The sequence below is a fragment of the Pacificibacter marinus genome (genome assembly GCF_018860665.1).
Classification (GTDB): domain Bacteria; phylum Pseudomonadota; class Alphaproteobacteria; order Rhodobacterales; family Rhodobacteraceae; genus Celeribacter; species Celeribacter marinus_A.
Genome location: NZ_JAHKPK010000002.1, coordinates 19,825 through 37,595, shown reverse-complemented (window position 1 = coordinate 37,595; position 17,771 = coordinate 19,825). Strand labels below are relative to the sequence as shown.

Below are 17,771 nucleotides of genomic sequence, written 5' to 3'. Positions count from 1 at the left end.
GGCTTATTGTGCGATTGGATCGGCCCCAAGTGCAACTATCATCTGAAGGCTTCGGCGACGAAGCGCCTCTGTGGCGTCAACATCTTGCGCAATCGCGCGCAATCCCGCGACAGCGGCCTCTATATCGCCCAATTCGACCTGCGCTGTTGCGATTTGCTCTTCGGCCAACAAACGATACGGCGCGCCAGGTGATGCGATGCCCGCCAATTGCGCGATACGGTCCTCAGGCGGAATGTCTGCTGCGCCGATCATTGCCGTTTTCAATATCGCCAAATCGCGGAAGATAGCATCGAGTGTGGCGTCAACCGTATAGGGCGCCAAGGCTGCGATCGCACCAGAGACGTCCCCTGCAGCGTGCAATTCGCCACTTCGTACCATGTCGGCAATAATGCGCGCAGATCCTGTAACGCCAGCCGATGCCAATGCATCTGCCCGCGCCGATGCGTCATCGCCACCTGCGGTCAACGCCGCCGTAATCGCGTCGCCGTTGGCTTGGGCCACAGCCGCCGCCTTGGCTTTGGACCATTCATTATAGGCAGCACCGCCCACAATCGCCACAACGACAACAATCCCGATCCAGCCATATTTGCGTAAAGCCGCGTAAAGCTTGTCGCGCTGGACCTCTTCGGTCACTTCGTCGATGAAACTGTCAGTATTACTCACATTGGCCCCCGGGTCGGTTCAAACTTTGGTCTGTACACCTCAGATGAGGTCGCACATATTTATCGTGTTGGCCCTCTCTTACCCCGAACCACGAACCCTTGCCAAGAGGATGTGAAACATTGCACGGATGATGCGCGCCATTGAGCAAGAAACACAGACAGGACAATACAAATAGCTTAGCCTCTATTAAGGCCTTTCAGTCACCCCTGCGCCCCTTTCATCCCGATACAAAATGGACCAAAATTTCCTCACCCAATGCTATTTTAAAAACTTTTTTAACAAATGCGTTTGATTTCATCCAGAAATGGTCGAAATCGCGCCAAAGCCATCTAAACAACGCTGAAAAATACGGATAATCAAAAGGTTCAACGACACATATGCCTGTTTTGCACAGATAAGTGATGAAATGTGACCTCGCATCTTGCGAAACACATTGCTCTTCCCCATCTTGACGACAATGTTAATCTCTTTAAGACCGACACAAGATTTGGAGCCTGACGATTGAACAGACCCAAAACAGTTACTCAATCTGCAGGCTTTCGCGCGCTATTTCCGCCGATCAAGCCTAATATCTAAATCCGGCTCGAAGCCGCCTAAGACCAACGGACACAGAAATTACCCCATGCGTATTATGTCAATCCTCATCGCCCTGCTCGTTTGTGTGGCTCTGTACTTCTTTATTTTTGAACGCGACCGTCTTACCGCTGGGGCTGGTGCGCCTGTCGTCGAGGAAGCCGCCGAAACCGAAACGGACACCTTTGCTCCACCCGGTTTGAAGGAAGAAACACTCACAAAAGCCGTACATGTTGTCGCCACACATTCTGTTGCGCGTGAGTTGGACAGCGCGGTTATTTTGCGCGGCGAAACACAGGCGGCGCGCCAAGTGACCGTCGCGGCGCAAACCGCCGGTCAAGTGATTTCAGAACCTTTGCGAAAAGGCGCTTATGTTAAACAGGGGCAGATGCTGTGCGAACTTGATCCTGGGACGCGCGCCTCAACATTGGCCCAAGCTCGTGCGGCGCTTGCAGAAGCGCAAGTTGGCTTGAACAATGCGCAAACACTCTCAGAGGGCGGTTATGCTTCCGAGACTAGAGTTCTGTCCGCCGAAGCCGCATTAGAAAACGCGCGCGCCTCGGTGGCGACTGCGCAAAAAGACATCGAACGTCTTGAAATCACAGCGCCTTTTGCGGGTCTACTGGAAACAGATACGGCAGAATTTGGAACATCCCTGCAAGCTGGCACAGAATGTGCAACCGTTATTCAGCTTGATCCGATCAAATTGGTTGGCTTTGCCCCTGAAACCGAAGTCGACAAAATCGAAGTTGGCGCATTGGCAGGCGCTCGCTTGATCTCGGGTAAAGAGGTCACAGGTCGCGTGACATTCCTATCGCGCTCTGCAGATCCAGAAACACGCACTTTCCGCGTTGAAGTCGAAGTGCCCAATACAGATTTTGCCATCCGCGATGGTCAAACAGTTGAAATCGGCATTTCCTCTGCTGGACGTTTGGCGCATCTGGTGACGCAATCCTCTTTGACTCTCAACAACGACGGGTTGATCGGGTTACGCACTGTAGGCGCTGACAATATCGTTGACTTCATGCCCATCGAAGTGATCCGCGACACCCAAGACGGTATCTGGGTCGCGGGCTTGCCCGAAAACGTGGACATCATCACAGTCGGGCAAGAATATGTCAGCAAAGGCGTCTTGGTTGATCCACATTTTGAAGGAGCAGCCCAATGACGGGAATCGTTGATTGGGCCGGTGAACGCGCCCGAATGATCTTGGCCTTTATTGCGCTGACCCTTGTTTTGGGGACGACCGCATATGTGAGCCTGCCCAAAGAGGGCGAACCGGATATCGAAATTCCGGCTTTGTTTGTCTCTGTGCCCTTCCAAGGCATTTCAGCTGAAGACAGTGAACGTCTGTTGGTCAAGCCAATGGAAACCGAGCTGTCCGATCTTGATGGGCTGGATGTGATGACTGGCACAGCCTCAGAAGGCTATGCGGGTGTCGCGTTGCAGTTTGAATTCGGCTGGGACAAGACCAAAATCATGGCCGATGTGCGCGATCGTATGAATCGTGCCGAGGGCAAATTTCCTGCGGGCGCAGATAATTATTCGATCAACGAAATCAACTTTTCCGAATTTCCGATCTTGATCGTCAATCTGACCGGCAACGTGCCAGAGCGCACGCTGGTACAATACGCCAGCAAGCTGCAAGACCGTCTGGAAGGGCTTGAACCCATTTTGGAAGCAGCCCTGACAGGGGATCGCGCCGAGATGCTTGAAGTGATCATCGACCCCTTGCGTCTTGAATCCTACAACGTCACCGCAGCAGAGTTGATTCAAGTCGTCACCCAGAACAACCAACTGGTGGCCGCAGGCGAAGTGTCCACCGCAACAGGGACGTTTTCGATCAAAATCCCTGCCTCTTTCAATGACCAAAGTGATGTCATGGGGCTGCCTGTCAAAGTGAACGGTGACCGCATCATCACACTTGGCGATCTGGCGTCTATTCGTCTGACCTTTGAAGACCGCGAAGGCACAGCGCGCTTTAACGGCGTTGACAGTGTCGCGCTGCAAGTTGTCAAACGCAAAGGTTTTCCGATTATCGATACGGTCGAATTGATCAAAACCGAGGTCGACGCAGAAGTCGCCACATGGCCGCAAGCCTTGCAAGAAGCGATCAATGTCGGCACCTCAAATGATCAATCCACGCAAGTGGCATCGATGGTGAGCCAGCTTGAAGGCTCGGTTTTGACCGCTGTTGCCTTGGTGATGATCGTCGTTTTGGCCTCTTTGGGCATCCGGTCTGCTTTGCTGGTTGGCTTTGCGATCCCCACATCTTTCTTGCTGTGTTTCATCCTGCTTGGCCTCATGGGCATCACCATTTCCAATATCGTTATGTTTGGTTTGATTTTGGCTGTGGGTATGCTGGTGGACGGCGCGATTGTTGTCGTGGAATACGCAGATCGCAAAATGGCCGAGGGCGAAGGCCCGATGGCGGCTTTCGTTGAAGCCGCAAAACGCATGTTCTGGCCGATTGTATCCTCGACCGCGACCACGCTTTGCGCCTTTTTGCCGATGCTGTTTTGGCCCGGCGTTGCGGGCGAATTCATGGGCATGTTGCCGGTCACGATTATTTTCGTGCTTTCTGCATCCTTGATCGTGGCCTTGATCTATCTGCCTGTTATGGGCGGTGTTTCGGGCCGTATCTCGCGCCTGTTTGATCGCAGCTCAGCCATTCTCAAAGCGCATCTGCCATGGTTTGTGCGTGCCGCATTGGTTGTCCCCTCGACCTACATGGTATTCGTGGGCCTGCGTCAATTGATGAACCCCGGCTACCTGTTTGGCGGCACAGCCCCTGATGGCCCCGTGGGTCTTATCGCTGGTGCTGGGGTGTTTCTCATCGGCTCTGCATTGTCTGGCATTACTTTGGCCGCATCGGCGCGTGAGAAAAAAGAACAAAAAATCCGCGCCGGCTACAAACGCTCTGCCTTTGGCTGGTTCACCTATGCCATCGCGGGCAATCCTGTGATGCCTGTTGTGACCATCGCTGCGGTTATTTTGAGTGTTGTGAGCATTTTCGGCTACTACGGTGCCAACAACAAAGGCGTCGTGTTTTTCGCCGACACAGAGCCAGAGCAGGCGATCATTTATGTGCGCGCCCGTGGCAACTTGTCGTTGGATGAAAAAGACGCTCTGGTGCGCCAAGTTGAAGATGTGGTTTTGACCCAAGTCGGTGTCGACAATGCCTTTGCCTTTGCGGGGTCTGGCGGATTGAACGCCAACACAGGTGGCGGCGAAGGCCCGCGTGACACCATTGGTCAAATCCAAGTGGAATTGATTCCTTGGGCCGAACGTCCAACAGTGACTGAAGATGGGTTCTTGTTCTTTGAAGATACCCATGTGGCCGAAGAATACAACGGCAACACAGTCTTGGATGAGCTGCAAGAACGCCTTGATCAGATTCCAGGCATCTACGCCGAAATCCTTGCCTTGTCTGGCGGTCCTGCTTCGGCGAAACCTGTACATCTGCGCCTTGTCGGTGACGATTTCGATGTGCTTGATGAGGCCGTTCAAATCGTGCGCGATAAATTTGAGGCCACTCAAGCCCTGACGGAAATCGAAGACACCCGCCCCCTGCCCGGCATCGACTGGAAGATCAATGTCGATGTGGCCAAAGCGGGCCGTTATGGCGCAGACGTGGCCACTGTTGGCGGTATGGTGCAGCTCGTGACACGTGGGATCACCCTAGACACGATGCGGGTGCCAAGCTCAGATGAAGAAATCGACATCCGTGTGCGCTTGCCTGAAAAAGACCGTGTGATGTCCACGCTTGATAACCTCAAGGTGCGCACCGCTGGCGGTCTTGTGCCTCTGTCCAACTTCATCACCCGCGAACCTGTGCAGAAACTGGCACAAATCGACCGCGTGGATCAAAAACGTTATTTCGATGTGAAAGCGGGCGTGGCCTCAGAAATGACCACAGATGACGGCATCGCCATCACCCCAGCAGAGCGTGTCGCGTTTTTGACAAACTGGCTTGAAAACGAGACGCCTCTACCCGACGGTGTCGCGTGGGAATGGACGGGCGATGACGAAGAACAACGCGAAACCGGAGCCTTCCTTGGCAAGGCTTTTGCCGCCGCTTTGGCCTTGATGTTCATCATTTTACTGGCCCAGTTCAATTCGTTCTACAACTCTGTTCTGGTGCTCTTGGCGGTGGTGATGTCTGTCGCTGGCGTGCTTGTGGGTCTTTTGGTGATGGATATGTCTTTCGGCATGATCATGACCGGCACGGGGGTTGTCGCGCTCGCGGGGATTGTGGTGAACAACAACATCGTGTTGATCGACACCTATCAAGAATACTCGCGGATCATGCCCCGCATTGACGCCATTGTACGCACAGCCGAAGATCGTATTCGCCCCGTGCTCTTGACCACCATCACAACGATGGCGGGTCTGACTCCGATGATGTTTGGTCTGTCTTTGGATTTCATCAACGGTGGCTATTCTTTGAACTCGCCCACAGCGGCGTTCTGGACCAACTTGGCCACGGCTGTGGTGTTTGGTCTTGGCATCGCGACGGTTTTAACGCTGATTTTCACGCCCGCGATGCTGGCGCTTCGGGTTTGGATCTGGGTGATTTTGCGGTACGTTGTGACGGTGACCGCGGCAGCCCTTGGACGACAGGGTCAAACCGCGCGTGACTTTACCTTGGCGCGCGAAGCCAAACGGGCCAACAATCCTGAGTTTATCTGGGACCTTGAACCCTACCATGATCAGCCAGATGTTGGATTGGGCGCAGATGATCAAGCGGAGGCTTCACCAAAGCCGAAAGCAAAGGATCAAAAGAAAGCGCCTAAAGATCAAAAACCGCCTGCGAACAGCGGCAAGCCCGCATCCGCCGCAGAATAAAATAAACGCCCCCAGTTTTGGGGGCGTTTTCAATTGGGCCAGATTGTATGCAGCGAAGATTGGGTCAGATCGCCAAATTTGAGTTAAAGATCATCCATCGCGGCCAAAGCCTCGCGCACCAATCTAAAATCAGCCCCCTCTTTATAGGCCCCTTCTGACAAGATGCGTTTCCACCGACGTGCGCCGGGTTGCCCCGCAAAGATCCCCAGCATGTGACGCGTGATCTGGGCCAATTTGCCCCCTGCCACGACGTGCCGCTCGATGTACTCTTCCATGGCCATCACAACCTCGCGTCGGCTCAATGCCGCGCGCCTATCGCCATACACCAAGGCATCCGCATTGCCTAAAATATCATAGGGCTGATGATAAGCCGCACGGCCCACCATCACCCCATCCATCACGTCGAGCTGAGACAGCATCGTCGCCTCATCCGCGATACCGCCATTGATCGACAGGTGAAGATCGGGAAAATCCGCTTTCATCGCATGTACCAAATCATAATCAAGCGGTGGAATATCGCGGTTTTCTTTCGGCGACAGCCCTTGCAGCCACGCTTTGCGCGCATGGATCGTCAAACGTTTGACGCCCGCGCCCTGCATTTTGGCCAGAAAAGCAGGCAGAACCTCATGCGCCTCTTGCTCATCCACACCGATACGGCACTTTACCGTCACCTCAACACTTGAGGCCTTGATCATCGCTTGCACGCAATCCGCGACCAGATCAGGCGATTTCATCAACACAGCCCCAAAGGCCCCAGATTGCACACGATCAGAGGGGCAGCCGACATTGAGGTTCACCTCGTCATAGCCCTGATCCACGCACATCTTGGTCGCCAAAGCCAGTTCAGCCGGATCAGACCCGCCAAGCTGCACCGCCACAGGATGCTCCGCTGCGTTGTAATCCAACAAATGCGCGGCACCGCCTTGGACCAGCGCGGGGGCTGTGACCATCTCTGTATAGAGCAAAGCATGATGAGACATCAGACGGTGAAAATACCGACAATGCCGATCCGTCCACGCCATCATCGGTGCAACGGACAGGCGGGCGCTAGTGTCTAAATTTATATCTTTGACATTCATACTGCTGTTCATCGCTCATTTTATCGATCAGCTCGGTTATAGCCGAAATTAGATTTTGCGGGGCTTATACAGTGCGAGCTCACGTGATGCGAGGTACAAAACGGGTCAAACATCAGAGCCAGATCATGATACTTATTTTGTGCCGTCCCTAGCTAATAATCTCAAATTTATGCACATCCACCATCCCGCGATCGGTGATCTTTAGCGCAGGGATGACAGGCAAGGCCAGAAACGCCAATTGCAAGAACGGCTCTTCCAGAGTGACGCCCAAAGATTTCGCCGCCGCGCGCAGATCAATCAACGCATCGCGCACCACTTCAAACGGTTCAAGGCTCATCAATCCGGCCACAGGCAGCGCCAGTTCGGCCAAAACCTTGCCGCCTGAGACAACAACAAATCCACCTTCGATCTCGCTCATCCGATTGGCGGCCAGTGCCATGTCGTCGTAATCCACACCAACGCAGGCGATGTTGTGATGATCGTGACAAACAGTCGAGGCAATCGCCCCCGCTTTCAGCCCAAAGCCTTTGACGAAACCGCTGGCGATGTTGCCGTTCTTGCCGTGACGCTCGATCACCGTGATCCGCGTCAGATCGCGCGAAGGGTCCGGTTTTTTATCGCCATCTTCGATCGGGATCACGTCATGAAGGTGTTCAGTGATGATCTTGCCCTCAAGAATGCCAATCACTTCCGTCTCTTCACGGTTGCCGGTGGTGCGAAAATCCTGCGCAGTCACGCGTGGTGCTTTTACGGAATTTCGGGCCACGGGTGCGATTTTTGCACGGGCCTCAAATGCCTCATTGTTTACCTCAACTCCACCGCAGAACACTCTGGAAGCATTGCAATTTTCCAAACTATCGACGACCACAATATCAGCGCGTTTGCTGGGCGCAATCATGCCCCGATCTTTCAGGCCAAAGGCCTCAGCCGCAGACAGGCTGGCGGCGCGGTATACCGATAAAGGCGAACAGCCAAGCGCAATCAGCGTGCGGATCATGTAATCCAAATGGCCATGTTCGCCGATATCCAAAGGATTGCGATCATCGGTACACAGGCACATATAGGCAGAAGTGATATCGGTCAAAAGCGGCTGCAAGGCGTGCAGGTCTTTGGACACAGAGCCCTCGCGAATAAGCACCCTCATGCCTTTGCGCAGTTTTTCACGCGCCTCGTTAAAGGTCGTCGCCTCATGTTCAGTGCGAATGCCCGCGGCGATGTAAGCGTTGAGATCACGCCCTGAAAGCTGCGGACAATGGCCGTCGATGTGCTGATCTTCGAACAGTTTGATCTTGGCCATGGCGCTTGGGTCGCGAAACATCACGCCGGGGTAGTTCATGAATTCGGCCAAACCGATACTTGAGGCATGCCCCATGACTTGTTTCAGATCATCTGCCAGCAACTCAGCCCCAGCGGTTTCCATATGCGTCGATGGCACGCAGGACGACAATTGCACGCGAATGTCCATCAATGTGTGCTCGGATGCCTGTTGGAAATAGCGAATACCATCAAGGCCGATGACATTGGCAATCTCATGCGGATCACAGATCGCGGTTGTGACCCCGCGCGGTGTCACGCAGCGATCAAATTCGAACGGTGTCACCAAAGAGCTTTCAATGTGCAAATGCGTATCGATGAATCCCGGAACAATAATCTGTCCCGTGACATCAATCTCTTGCTTTCCTTCATATCTATCGAACACACCTGCGATGCGGTCGCCACAAATGGCGACATCGCCCTCAAGCAGCTCCCCTGTCATCAGGTCAAAAATACGCCCGCCTTTAAGGACGATATCTGCGATATCATCGCCTTTGGCTTGCGCAATACGTGTTTCTAGATCGGACATATCGCTCTCCTAAGACATCACGGCAGGAATAATTTCCACGGTGTGATCAAAGCCCATTGCAGCGCGGTCTGCATCACGGGAAGGCACCAGCCATACAACGCGCGCGCCGTTTTGACACTCATCACTGGCCGCTTTACGTTGATCAGACAAGCGCCACGCGGCGGTGCCGTGGTCTTTGCCAACGACAATACGATCCGCATCACGGCGTGCCAGCTCAAAAATAGATGCGAAAGCGGGGTCTGCGGCGATGATCAAATCAGCCTCTTGCATCCGCTGCACAGCGCGCAGGGTCATCAGATCAGCATCCATCGCCCCAACGCTGACCACAGTGATTTGCCCTTGGCCTGCATCATCGGGCGCGCCACCTGCATGAATTGCGGATTTAATCAGCTCGGCGGCCTCGCGTTCGGCACCGCGCGCGTGCAACTGACGCGGCTTGTCAGCATAGACCCAACGCCAAAAGGCGCGCCGTTTGTCTTTGTGAACGTGTTGAGCCGCGGCAGAGCGCAATCGCCCGCCGAGCGCCACAAGATCACCCAATTTCGGTTCAAGCACCTGCTCCAGATGCGTTTTGATCTGACGTGCCAGCACAGGGGCGGCCCCTTCGGTGCCAATGGCCACAACCAAAGGATCACGATCCACAAGACTCGGCGTGTTGGCCTCACACAGATGCGGTTGATCGACAACATTGACCAAGGCTCCAGACACGCGCACAAGCGTGTGAATCGCGGCATCCAGTCCCGGACAACCAGTGCCAACAAAAACCAAAGCAGCACCTTTAAAGGTCTCAGGCGTGATTGCCCCGCGATCATGGCGGGCACGCCCCTCATTCACCAGCGCTTGCAATTCATCATCTAGGTTAGGCGCAACAAAGGTGATCCGCGCCTCAGATTTCAGCATCAACCGTGCTTTTTGTGCCGCTGTTTCGCCGCCGCCCACGATGATCACATCGCGGTCCACCATCCGAAGGAACATCGGGAAGAATTTCATATGTGTCGTCTCTTTTGGTACGCGTTTAGATCGAATTATAGATTTCGTATCAAAGTGATCTAGGACCACGTGCCAAAAGACAAGGGGGCGTCCCTAGAAACGCCCCCTTTGATGAATTTACAGTCACATGACTGATGCCTAAAATCTGCCCTTAGTGGCTGTCTTTGCCAACATCATTACCGCGACAGCCCTTGAGAAAATCAAGGTCCGCGCCGGTATCGGCCCCTTCAACATGGGTATGATGCAGGTAGGCATAGCCAGAGGTTGGCGCGCTCTCAGCGGGCGTCCATGCTTTCAAGCGGGCGGCCAATTCTGCATCGGAAATATCCAAACGCAGCACACGGTTTTCCACATCCATCTCGATCATATCGCCATTTTGCACCACGGCCAAAGGTCCGCCTGCGGCAGCCTCAGGCGAAGTGTGTAAAACAACCGTGCCGTAAGCCGTACCAGACATGCGCGCATCTGAAATGCGCACCATATCGGTGATGCCTTTTTTCAAAATTTTCGGCGGCAAGCCCATGTTGCCCACCTCAGCCATGCCGGGATAGCCCTTGGGACCACAGTTTTTCATCACCATCACGCAGGTTTCATCGATATCTAAATCAGGGTCTTCGATTTTGGCTTTATAGTCGTCGATGTCTTCAAACACCACGGCCCGCCCTGTGTGTTTCAGCAAATGCGGCGAGGCGGCTGAGGGTTTGAGAACGGCACCTTTGGGGGCCAAGTTGCCCCGCAAAACAGCAATGCCGCCTTGTTGTGTCAACGCCTGATCAAGCGGCAAAATCACGTCTTCGTTGTGGTTTTCGACGTCTTTCACTTCGTCCCAAATGGTTTCGCCAGACACGGTCAAACAGTCTTTGTTCAACTGACCACCCTGCCCCAAACGTTGCAAGACAACAGGCAGACCGCCAGCATAATAGAACTCCTCCATCAGATACTTACCTGACGGCATAAGGTTCACGATGGTGGCAACATCGCGCCCGCAACGGTCCCAATCGTCCAGTGTAAAGTCGACCTCGACACGGCCCGCCAGCGCCAGCAAGTGCACAACAGCATTGGTCGATCCGCCAATTGCGCCATTGGCGCGCACGGCGTTCTCGAACGCGGCTTTGGTCATGATGTCAGATGGCTTTAGGTCATCTTTGACCATTTGTACGATCCGACGACCAGACATTTGCGCCATCACGCGACGACGCGAATCCACCGCTGGGATGGCCGCATTGCCAGACAAAGCCATACCCAAGGCTTCCGCCATAGAGGCCATCGTCGAGGCCGTGCCCATAGTATTGCAGGTGCCTGTTGAGCGCGACATGCCCTGTTCGGCTTCCAAAAATTCCTCTTGGGTCATCTCACCCGCTTTCACGGCTTCCGAGAATTTCCAAAGATGGGTGCCAGAGCCAACACGTTCACCTTTGAATTGACCATTCAGCATAGGCCCGCCCGTGACGACAATCGACGGAATGTCACAAGAGGCCGCCGCCATCATCAGCGATGGCGTGGTTTTGTCACAGCCAACCAAAAGCACAGCGCCATCAATAGGTTGTCCGCGAATGGTTTCCTCGATCGACAAAGCCGCCAGATTGCGAAACATCATCGCTGTGGGGCGAAAAGTGTTCTCTGAGGCTGAAAATACAGGCACCTCCACGGGAAAACCGCCCGCTTCCCAAATACCCGCTTTGACCTTTTCGGCCAGCTCTTTCATATGGCTGCCGTTACACGGTGTTAATTCTGACCATGTGTTCAAGATGCCGATAATCGGACGACCATCGAACAAATCATGCGGATAGCCTTGGTTTTTCATCCAGCCACGATGGTAAATCGTGTCACGTGAATTGCCGCCGTACCAAGATTGCGAACGCAGTTTGCGGGGCCAAGGGGCTGGTGTAAATGTCATGAGATACCTTACAAAACTTTAACGGTGACGGTGCCAGACACAGCAGGCTGCTGGATCAATGGATTGCGCAAAACCAAGCCAAACTCAGGGGCTTCGATTTCAAACACATCGCCATCTTGAGTGGAAATGCTATCGGCAAATGACAATGTTGCGGTGCCAAAGAAATGCACATGCACTTCACCGGGCTGACGGAAAATGTCGTATTTAAAGTGATGATGCTCAAGGTTCGCCACAGTATGCGACATGTTGTTTTCACCTGACAAGAACGGTTTTTCCCAGATCACAGCCCCATCGCGCAAGATGCGCGACATGCCTTGCACATCGCCGGGCAGCTCGCCGACCAACAGCTCAGGACCGAAAGAAGCAGGGCGCAACTTGGAATGCGCCAACCACAGGTAATTGCCACGCTCAGTAATGTGATCGGAAAACTCATTGGACAAAGCAAAGCCGACACGGAACGGCGTGCCATCGGCAGAGTTCACATAAATGCCAGCGATTTCTGGCTCTTCGCCCGCGTCTTTTGCAAAACTCGGGGATGTCAGCGGCGCGCCTGCGGCCACAGCTTGAGTGCCATTACCTTTGTAAAACCATTCAGGCTGCGCACCTTCAACATTATCAGCAGGCTTGCCGCCCTCAATCCCCATTTGAAACATCTTCATTGTGTCAGTCACAGGCGCATCAGTGTTGGCCTTGGCGTGCATGGAGGACCGTGTCGAGGCAGACCCCAAATGGGTCAGGCCTGTGCCTGTCAAATGGCAATGGGCAGGGTCTTCATGGTGGATTGGCAACATCATGCGACCCTCGGCGTAAGCCGCATTCAAATCAATCGCCTCACCAAACCCATGGGCTTGGATCACTTCCGCCAAAGACTTGCCCGTTTCCGCCGCTTCCATCGCCAAAGCGTAGGTCGATGAGGCCTCTTTCACAGCGTAGGCTTCGGACCCGTCACGCGCGACAACAGTGATGCCCCCAAGGGCGTTTTGAATTTGTGAGAGCAGCATGATGTTCTTTCCTAAATTTATTGATCCCACCACGAGGCGCACAGTACAACTGCGAGACCCTCGTGATGGCTGGGCGCCAAAAACTACCTGTCGCGTCACAACAAGGCCAAACATTGGCGCATATGGTCATTTCAGTGCACTGCATTCAAAACTTTTGATACATCTCAGTCAAATTATATTATAAGATATAAATATACCATTTTTTACATATTAAATTCACATCGGTTTGCATCGATGGTACGCCCAACTTATCTTATAAGGCCTCTCTCACCCAATGGATCGACTACTCAAAAAAGGATTAAAAATCAGCCACCTAAGACTAGCAGATGCCTTGATGCGCGAAGAACAACTTTCCTCCGCAGCGCAGGTTATAGGCATTGCGCAACCGGCGGCATCGCGCCTTGCCTCAGAGGTCGAGCGCATCATCGGCGCGCCGCTTTATACGCGCGCGGGTCGTGGGATCGAACTGACTCCCGAAGGCTTGGCTTTGGCCCACCGTGCACGACGGATTTTGCATGAAATTTCAGACGCAGACCGCGAAATAACGGAATTGAAATCGGGGCTAACGGGCAAGGTTTCAATCGGAGCGGTCACAGGCCCCGCAATTGAACATGTGCTGCCCGCGCTCAGACAGGCACGCATCGCTTTGCCAAACATCCAGATCGAAGTGGAAGTTGGGACGTCTGACGCCCTTGGACCCATGCTGCAAAGCGGGCAACTTGATTTCGCATTGGCGCGCTTGCCAAAAGGCGTAGATCCCTCACTGTTCAATATGACTGTGGTGAGCAAAGAGCCTTTGAGCCTTGTGGCACGGCATGGCCACCCAGTGCTGCAACGTAAAGGGCAAGATCCAAGCACTCCGGTTCCTGTGGCTGACCTATTGAAATATGACTGGGTTATGCCTGACGCGGGCGCAATTTTGCACAACACCGTCAGCCAAGCTCTGGCGCACAGAGGGTTTCCGCTTCCCGAACGTGTGCTCAGAACCTCATCGTTTTTACTGGTTCTGGCAACGATTTCACAAACCAACGCCGTGGCTCCGGTGGCAACCTCTGTGGCGCAGACATTTACATCCTATCAAGGCGACGACAGTACGACATCCGAGACACCTGGATTGGTGCAAATTATCAAAACCGATATTGATTTCGAGGTTGAGGATTATGGCCTCATCACCCGCTCAGGCAGTCTTTTACCCCCTGTTGCACAGTCAGTTTTGCGATTGTTGTGCGACGGTATTGGCATTGAAACCCCGACAAACGTTTAGTGACATAGATATTATCTAGTTATTCACCCAAAAAAGGCGGCCCAAATCAATGGGCCGCCATGAAACAGCTCGTATCGTTTGAACGCCACATTGGACGCAGGCTTAGTTAAATTTTACGTTTTGATGCGATAGTGCTTTGATCACGCCGCGCATTTCAGCCAATCCACGCATACGACCAAGCAAAGGATAGCCCGGATGTGTACCCGATCCGATATCATGCAAAAGTTCATGCCCATGATCGGGGCGCCACACCAATTCCCAATCTTCACGGCCTGCCGCTTTGCGCGCTTGTTCTTCGCCCAACAAAACCGACACGAGTTCTACCATATCGGTGTCACCTTCCAAATGTGCTGCCTCTTCAAACGATCCGTCAGGATCCTTGGCCACATTGCGCAGATGCGCGAAATGAATACGATCCGAAAACTTGCGCGCAATCGCAGGTACATCATTGGCAGGATTGGCCCCAAGCGACCCAGAGCAAAGCGTCAAACCATTTTCCACAACATCTTGTTGTGCAAAAACCCAAGCAATATCTTCGGCATTTGACATCACCCGCGGCAGACCAAAAATGTCACGGGGCGGATCGTCAGGGTGTACCGCAAAGCGCATCCCCAAATCTTGCGCGGCAGGAATGACTTCGGCCAAAAAGCGCGCGTAGTTGCGACGAATATCATCTCGGCCAATGCCATCGTAAAGCTTTAGCGCTTCTTTCATTGACGCGACATCATAACGCTCATAAGCCCCCGGAAGCCCCGCCATGATGGCGGCAACCAATTTCGTTTGGTCATCTTCAGTGGCGTGATCATACCATTGTTTTGCTTGCGCGATGATCTCGGGCGAAAAGTCGTTTTCCGCCCCGTCGCGTTCCAACATGAACATCTCAAGCGCGCAAATTTGACGCTGTTCGAAGCGCAAAGATGTTCCACCATGCTTGAGCGGATGATCCAACCGCGTGCGCGTCCAGTCGATCAAAGGCATGAAGTTATAGCAAATCGTTGTCAGCCCTTCGGCTGCGAGATTGGCCATAGATTGACGATAGCTGGCAAACAGTTCGGTCAAATCGCCCTCGCCGCGCTTGATCCGTTCATGGATCGGCAGACTTTCCACAACATGCCATTTTTGCCCATGCCCCGCATCCGCAATCATGGTTTGGCGCGCTGCAATTGCCTCGCGCGTCCAGACTTCACCATAGGGGATTTCATGTAAGGCATTGACGATGCCAAGCGCACCTGTTTGGGCAATTTCGCCAAGTTCAATTTTATCAAGCGGTCCGTACCAGCGCCAAGATTCAATCATTATATGCCTCTATCATTTTATAAGCACCCAGTTCGACAAGCCCGTCAAAGGCGGTGGTGACTTGGGCGACAAAGTTAGGATTATCCTGCAAGGATGTTGGAAAAATCTCGTCTATGGCGAGGAAAGATTGCACTTTTCGAACATTTGTATCAGCAGCATCGCTTAGGTCTTTCAAGAGCGCGGCCATAGGGTCACGCACATCAATAGCAGCGCCTTTTTCATCCACGGCACCGACATAGCGCATCCATGCTGCAACAGCCAAGATCAGCCCTTTCATCGGACGTCCGGCTTGCAGTCCGGTTTCCAATTGGTTCAATATCCGCTGCGGTAATTTCTGCGAGCCATCCATGGCAATCTGCCATGTGAGGTGACGAATGGATGGATTTTGATACCGCGCGAACAAGGCATCTGCATAGGCTTGCAAATCAACACCTTTGGGTGGTTTTAGGCCCGGGATGATTTCATCTGTCCAAAGCGATTTCACGAAACGCGCAAATGCAGGCTCTGCCACCGTGTCGGAAATGGTGGTCAAGCCAGCCAAATACCCCAAATAGGCCAGAGTGGAATGCGTACCGTTTAAGCAACGCAGCTTCATGTCTTCAAATTCGGTGACATTCTCAACCAATTGAACACCAACTGCGCCCAAATCAGGTCGTAGACTATCAACAAAATCATCCTCGATCACCCATTGTCGAAAAGGTTCCATCATCACGGGCGAGGCATCATATTTGCCGATCAGATCGCCAAGTGTGTCGATATCTTCGGCTTTGGTGGCAGGGACAATCCGGTCGACCATGGTGCTGGGGAATTTGACATCAGAGGCGATCCAAGAGGCCAGATCCTCCGAGATCAGCGCAGCCAATTCAAGTATAACACCACGCAAAACATGGCCATTGTCTGGTAGGTTGTCACAGGTCATGACCGTGAACGGGCGCAGGCCATTCAGGCGGCGCCGATCCAAGGCGCGCACCAAAAACCCAAGGGCAGAGGCAGGCGCGTAGGGGTCTGCGAGATCATTTACAATATCAGGATGGCTTTGCAATAGCTTACCGGTAGAGGGCTCATGGCAATAGCCTTTTTCGGTCACAGTGAGCGTGACGATTTTAACGGCCTCATCACTCATTGCATCCAGCACAGCTGTGGGATTTTCAGGCGCCACAAGAACATCTTGCACCACTTCGATATGATGCGGGACCGGGCCGGTCGGAGCCAGCTCAAGTGCCGTATAGGCGCAGCCTTGTGGGACCAACTTGTCGCGTTGATTTGGCGATTTCAAGGATACGCCAACAATACCCCAATCGCCGCCAGATTTTTCCATCGCCTCAGCGATATAGATTGCGGCATGAGCGCGGTAAAAGGCACCAAGCCCAAGGTGAATAATGCCGACATCAGGTTTGTCTGCATTTGTACGTCTCAGCCGGGGTAATGAAGTGCTGTCTGTCATGATATTTTTATCCTTAACCGAGATCGGCTTTGTCGCGAGAGGACAAGCGCGATTTGGTCGCGCTTGTTGTTTTCACCTCACCGTGCCAGCCAGCCGCCGTCTACGTTCAGCACGGCGCCGGTGACGTATTTGGCGGCATTTGATGCGAGATAGGCCGCTGTGCCGCCGATGTCTTCGGCATCGCCCCAACGCCCTGCGGGGATACGCGCCAAGATGGCATCATTGCGCAGGGGATCGGCGCGCAAGGCTTCGGTGTTATTGGTGGCGATATAGCCCGGCGCGATGGCGTTGACGGTGATGCCATGGGGTGCCCATTCATTGGCGAGGATTTTGGTGATCCCCGCGACAGCATGTTTGGACGCGGTGTAGGCCGGCACGCGAATGCCGCCTTGGAACGACAACAAAGACGCGATATTCACGATCGATCCTGTGTCGCCTTGCGCGATCAATTCCTTGCCAAAGGCCTGACAGGTAAAGAACAATGCCTTTTGGTTAACGTCCATCACAGCGTCCCAGTCTTCTTCGGAATAGTCGACTGAATCCTCGCGGCGGATGATGCCTGCATTGTTGACGAGGATCGAAATCCCCTGCCCTGTGAACACGTCCTTGGCGGCCATCGGATCGGCAAAATCGAGAGACAGGTTTGCGCCTGTCCCTCCGTTTGCCTCAATCATCGCCAGGGTGTCATCGCAGGCGCGCCGCCCCGCGCAGATCACATGCGCGCCTTGGCCCGCAAGCGCCACAGCGATGGCTTGACCGATGCCAGTATTGGCACCGGTGACCAAAGCTTTACGCCCTGAGAGAGAAAATAGATCAGACATATGAACCCCTTAGCGCATATCAGCAGGTTTCACGAAATCCATATCGGTATAG

At 53.6% G+C, this 17,771-nt stretch carries 12 protein-coding genes; 3 read left to right on the top strand and 9 right to left on the bottom strand.

The genetic code is table 11. From position 1 onward, the window contains the following. Positions 1-3: 3 nt before the first annotated feature. Complete coding sequence (locus tag KO497_RS00335; protein ID WP_215941980.1) at positions 4-663, bottom strand: hypothetical protein; 660 nt, start codon at positions 661-663, stop codon at positions 4-6. 622 nt (positions 664-1,285) lie between these two features. Here KO497_RS00335 and KO497_RS00330 point away from each other — a divergent pair. Together KO497_RS00330 and KO497_RS00325 are read left to right on the top strand one after the other, a co-directional pair. Continuing rightward, positions 1,286-2,404: an efflux RND transporter periplasmic adaptor subunit gene (locus KO497_RS00330; protein WP_215941979.1), complete on the top strand. Its 1,119-nt coding sequence runs from the start codon at positions 1,286-1,288 to the stop codon at positions 2,402-2,404. After that, positions 2,401-6,084, top strand: a complete 3,684-nt coding sequence (locus KO497_RS00325; RefSeq protein WP_215941978.1) for an efflux RND transporter permease subunit — start codon at positions 2,401-2,403, stop codon at positions 6,082-6,084. The genes KO497_RS00330 and KO497_RS00325 overlap by 4 nt, the downstream gene beginning before the upstream one ends. Before the next feature lie 83 nt (positions 6,085-6,167). Here KO497_RS00325 and dusA read toward each other — a convergent pair whose 3' ends face one another. The 5 genes from dusA to araD1 all read right to left on the bottom strand — a co-directional run bounded on the left by dusA (position 6,168) and on the right by araD1 (position 12,894). Continuing rightward, on the bottom strand, positions 6,168-7,163 hold the full coding sequence (dusA, locus tag KO497_RS00320) for a tRNA dihydrouridine(20/20a) synthase DusA (RefSeq protein ID WP_215941977.1): 996 nt from the start codon (positions 7,161-7,163) through the stop codon (positions 6,168-6,170). Between the two features lie 148 nt (positions 7,164-7,311). Next, positions 7,312-9,006, bottom strand: coding sequence for an adenine deaminase (gene ade, locus KO497_RS00315; protein ID WP_215941976.1), 1,695 nt, complete (start codon positions 9,004-9,006; stop codon positions 7,312-7,314). Between the two features lie 9 nt (positions 9,007-9,015). Beyond that, the gene (locus tag KO497_RS00310) at positions 9,016-9,996 is read right to left on the bottom strand and encodes an NAD(P)-dependent oxidoreductase (protein ID WP_215941975.1); all 981 of its coding nucleotides are present in this window, start codon (positions 9,994-9,996) and stop codon (positions 9,016-9,018) included. Positions 9,997-10,147: 151 nt separating this feature from the next. Further along, positions 10,148-11,893, bottom strand: coding sequence for an L-arabinonate dehydratase (gene araD / locus KO497_RS00305; protein ID WP_215941974.1), 1,746 nt, complete (start codon positions 11,891-11,893; stop codon positions 10,148-10,150). A gap of 8 nt (positions 11,894-11,901) precedes the next feature. After that, on the bottom strand, positions 11,902-12,894 hold the full coding sequence (araD1, locus tag KO497_RS00300; protein ID WP_215941973.1) for an AraD1 family protein: 993 nt from the start codon (positions 12,892-12,894) through the stop codon (positions 11,902-11,904). A 274-nt stretch (positions 12,895-13,168) separates the two neighbouring features. On the opposite strand from araD1, the gene KO497_RS00295 reads away from it, so the two are divergent. Further along, complete coding sequence (locus KO497_RS00295; protein ID WP_215941972.1) at positions 13,169-14,158, top strand: LysR family transcriptional regulator; 990 nt, start codon at positions 13,169-13,171, stop codon at positions 14,156-14,158. Positions 14,159-14,260: 102 nt separating this feature from the next. Here the strand turns inward: KO497_RS00295 and uxuA are convergent, their stop codons facing one another. The 3 genes from uxuA to kduD form a co-directional block, all read right to left on the bottom strand. Then, positions 14,261-15,454 (bottom strand): mannonate dehydratase, encoded by a 1,194-nt coding sequence (gene uxuA / locus KO497_RS00290; protein ID WP_215941971.1) that lies wholly within the window; start codon positions 15,452-15,454, stop codon positions 14,261-14,263. After that, positions 15,447-16,898, bottom strand: a complete 1,452-nt coding sequence (locus tag KO497_RS00285) for a mannitol dehydrogenase family protein (RefSeq protein ID WP_215941970.1) — start codon at positions 16,896-16,898, stop codon at positions 15,447-15,449. Before KO497_RS00285 ends, uxuA begins: the two co-directional genes overlap by 8 nt. 77 nt (positions 16,899-16,975) lie before the next feature. Continuing rightward, positions 16,976-17,719, bottom strand: a complete 744-nt coding sequence (gene kduD / locus KO497_RS00280; RefSeq protein WP_215941969.1) for a 2-dehydro-3-deoxy-D-gluconate 5-dehydrogenase KduD — start codon at positions 17,717-17,719, stop codon at positions 16,976-16,978. Positions 17,720-17,771 lie beyond the last annotated feature (52 nt).

What these genes read in the sequence shown, in the direction of transcription:
- araD1 (WP_215941973.1), bottom strand. Translation starts at nt 12,894, where the DNA reads ATGCTGCTCTCACAAATTCAAAACGCCCTTGGGGGCATCACTGTTGTC.
- KO497_RS00285 (WP_215941970.1), bottom strand. Translation starts at nt 16,898, where the DNA reads ATGACAGACAGCACTTCATTACCCCGGCTGAGACGTACAAATGCAGAC.
- KO497_RS00295 (WP_215941972.1), top strand. Translation starts at nt 13,169, where the DNA reads ATGGATCGACTACTCAAAAAAGGATTAAAAATCAGCCACCTAAGACTA.
- KO497_RS00325 (WP_215941978.1), top strand. Translation starts at nt 2,401, where the DNA reads ATGACGGGAATCGTTGATTGGGCCGGTGAACGCGCCCGAATGATCTTG.
- ade (WP_215941976.1), bottom strand. Translation starts at nt 9,006, where the DNA reads ATGTCCGATCTAGAAACACGTATTGCGCAAGCCAAAGGCGATGATATC.
- dusA (WP_215941977.1), bottom strand. Translation starts at nt 7,163, where the DNA reads ATGAATGTCAAAGATATAAATTTAGACACTAGCGCCCGCCTGTCCGTT.
- araD (WP_215941974.1), bottom strand. Translation starts at nt 11,893, where the DNA reads ATGACATTTACACCAGCCCCTTGGCCCCGCAAACTGCGTTCGCAATCT.
- KO497_RS00330 (WP_215941979.1), top strand. Translation starts at nt 1,286, where the DNA reads ATGCGTATTATGTCAATCCTCATCGCCCTGCTCGTTTGTGTGGCTCTG.
- kduD (WP_215941969.1), bottom strand. Translation starts at nt 17,719, where the DNA reads ATGTCTGATCTATTTTCTCTCTCAGGGCGTAAAGCTTTGGTCACCGGT.
- uxuA (WP_215941971.1), bottom strand. Translation starts at nt 15,454, where the DNA reads ATGATTGAATCTTGGCGCTGGTACGGACCGCTTGATAAAATTGAACTT.
- KO497_RS00310 (WP_215941975.1), bottom strand. Translation starts at nt 9,996, where the DNA reads ATGAAATTCTTCCCGATGTTCCTTCGGATGGTGGACCGCGATGTGATC.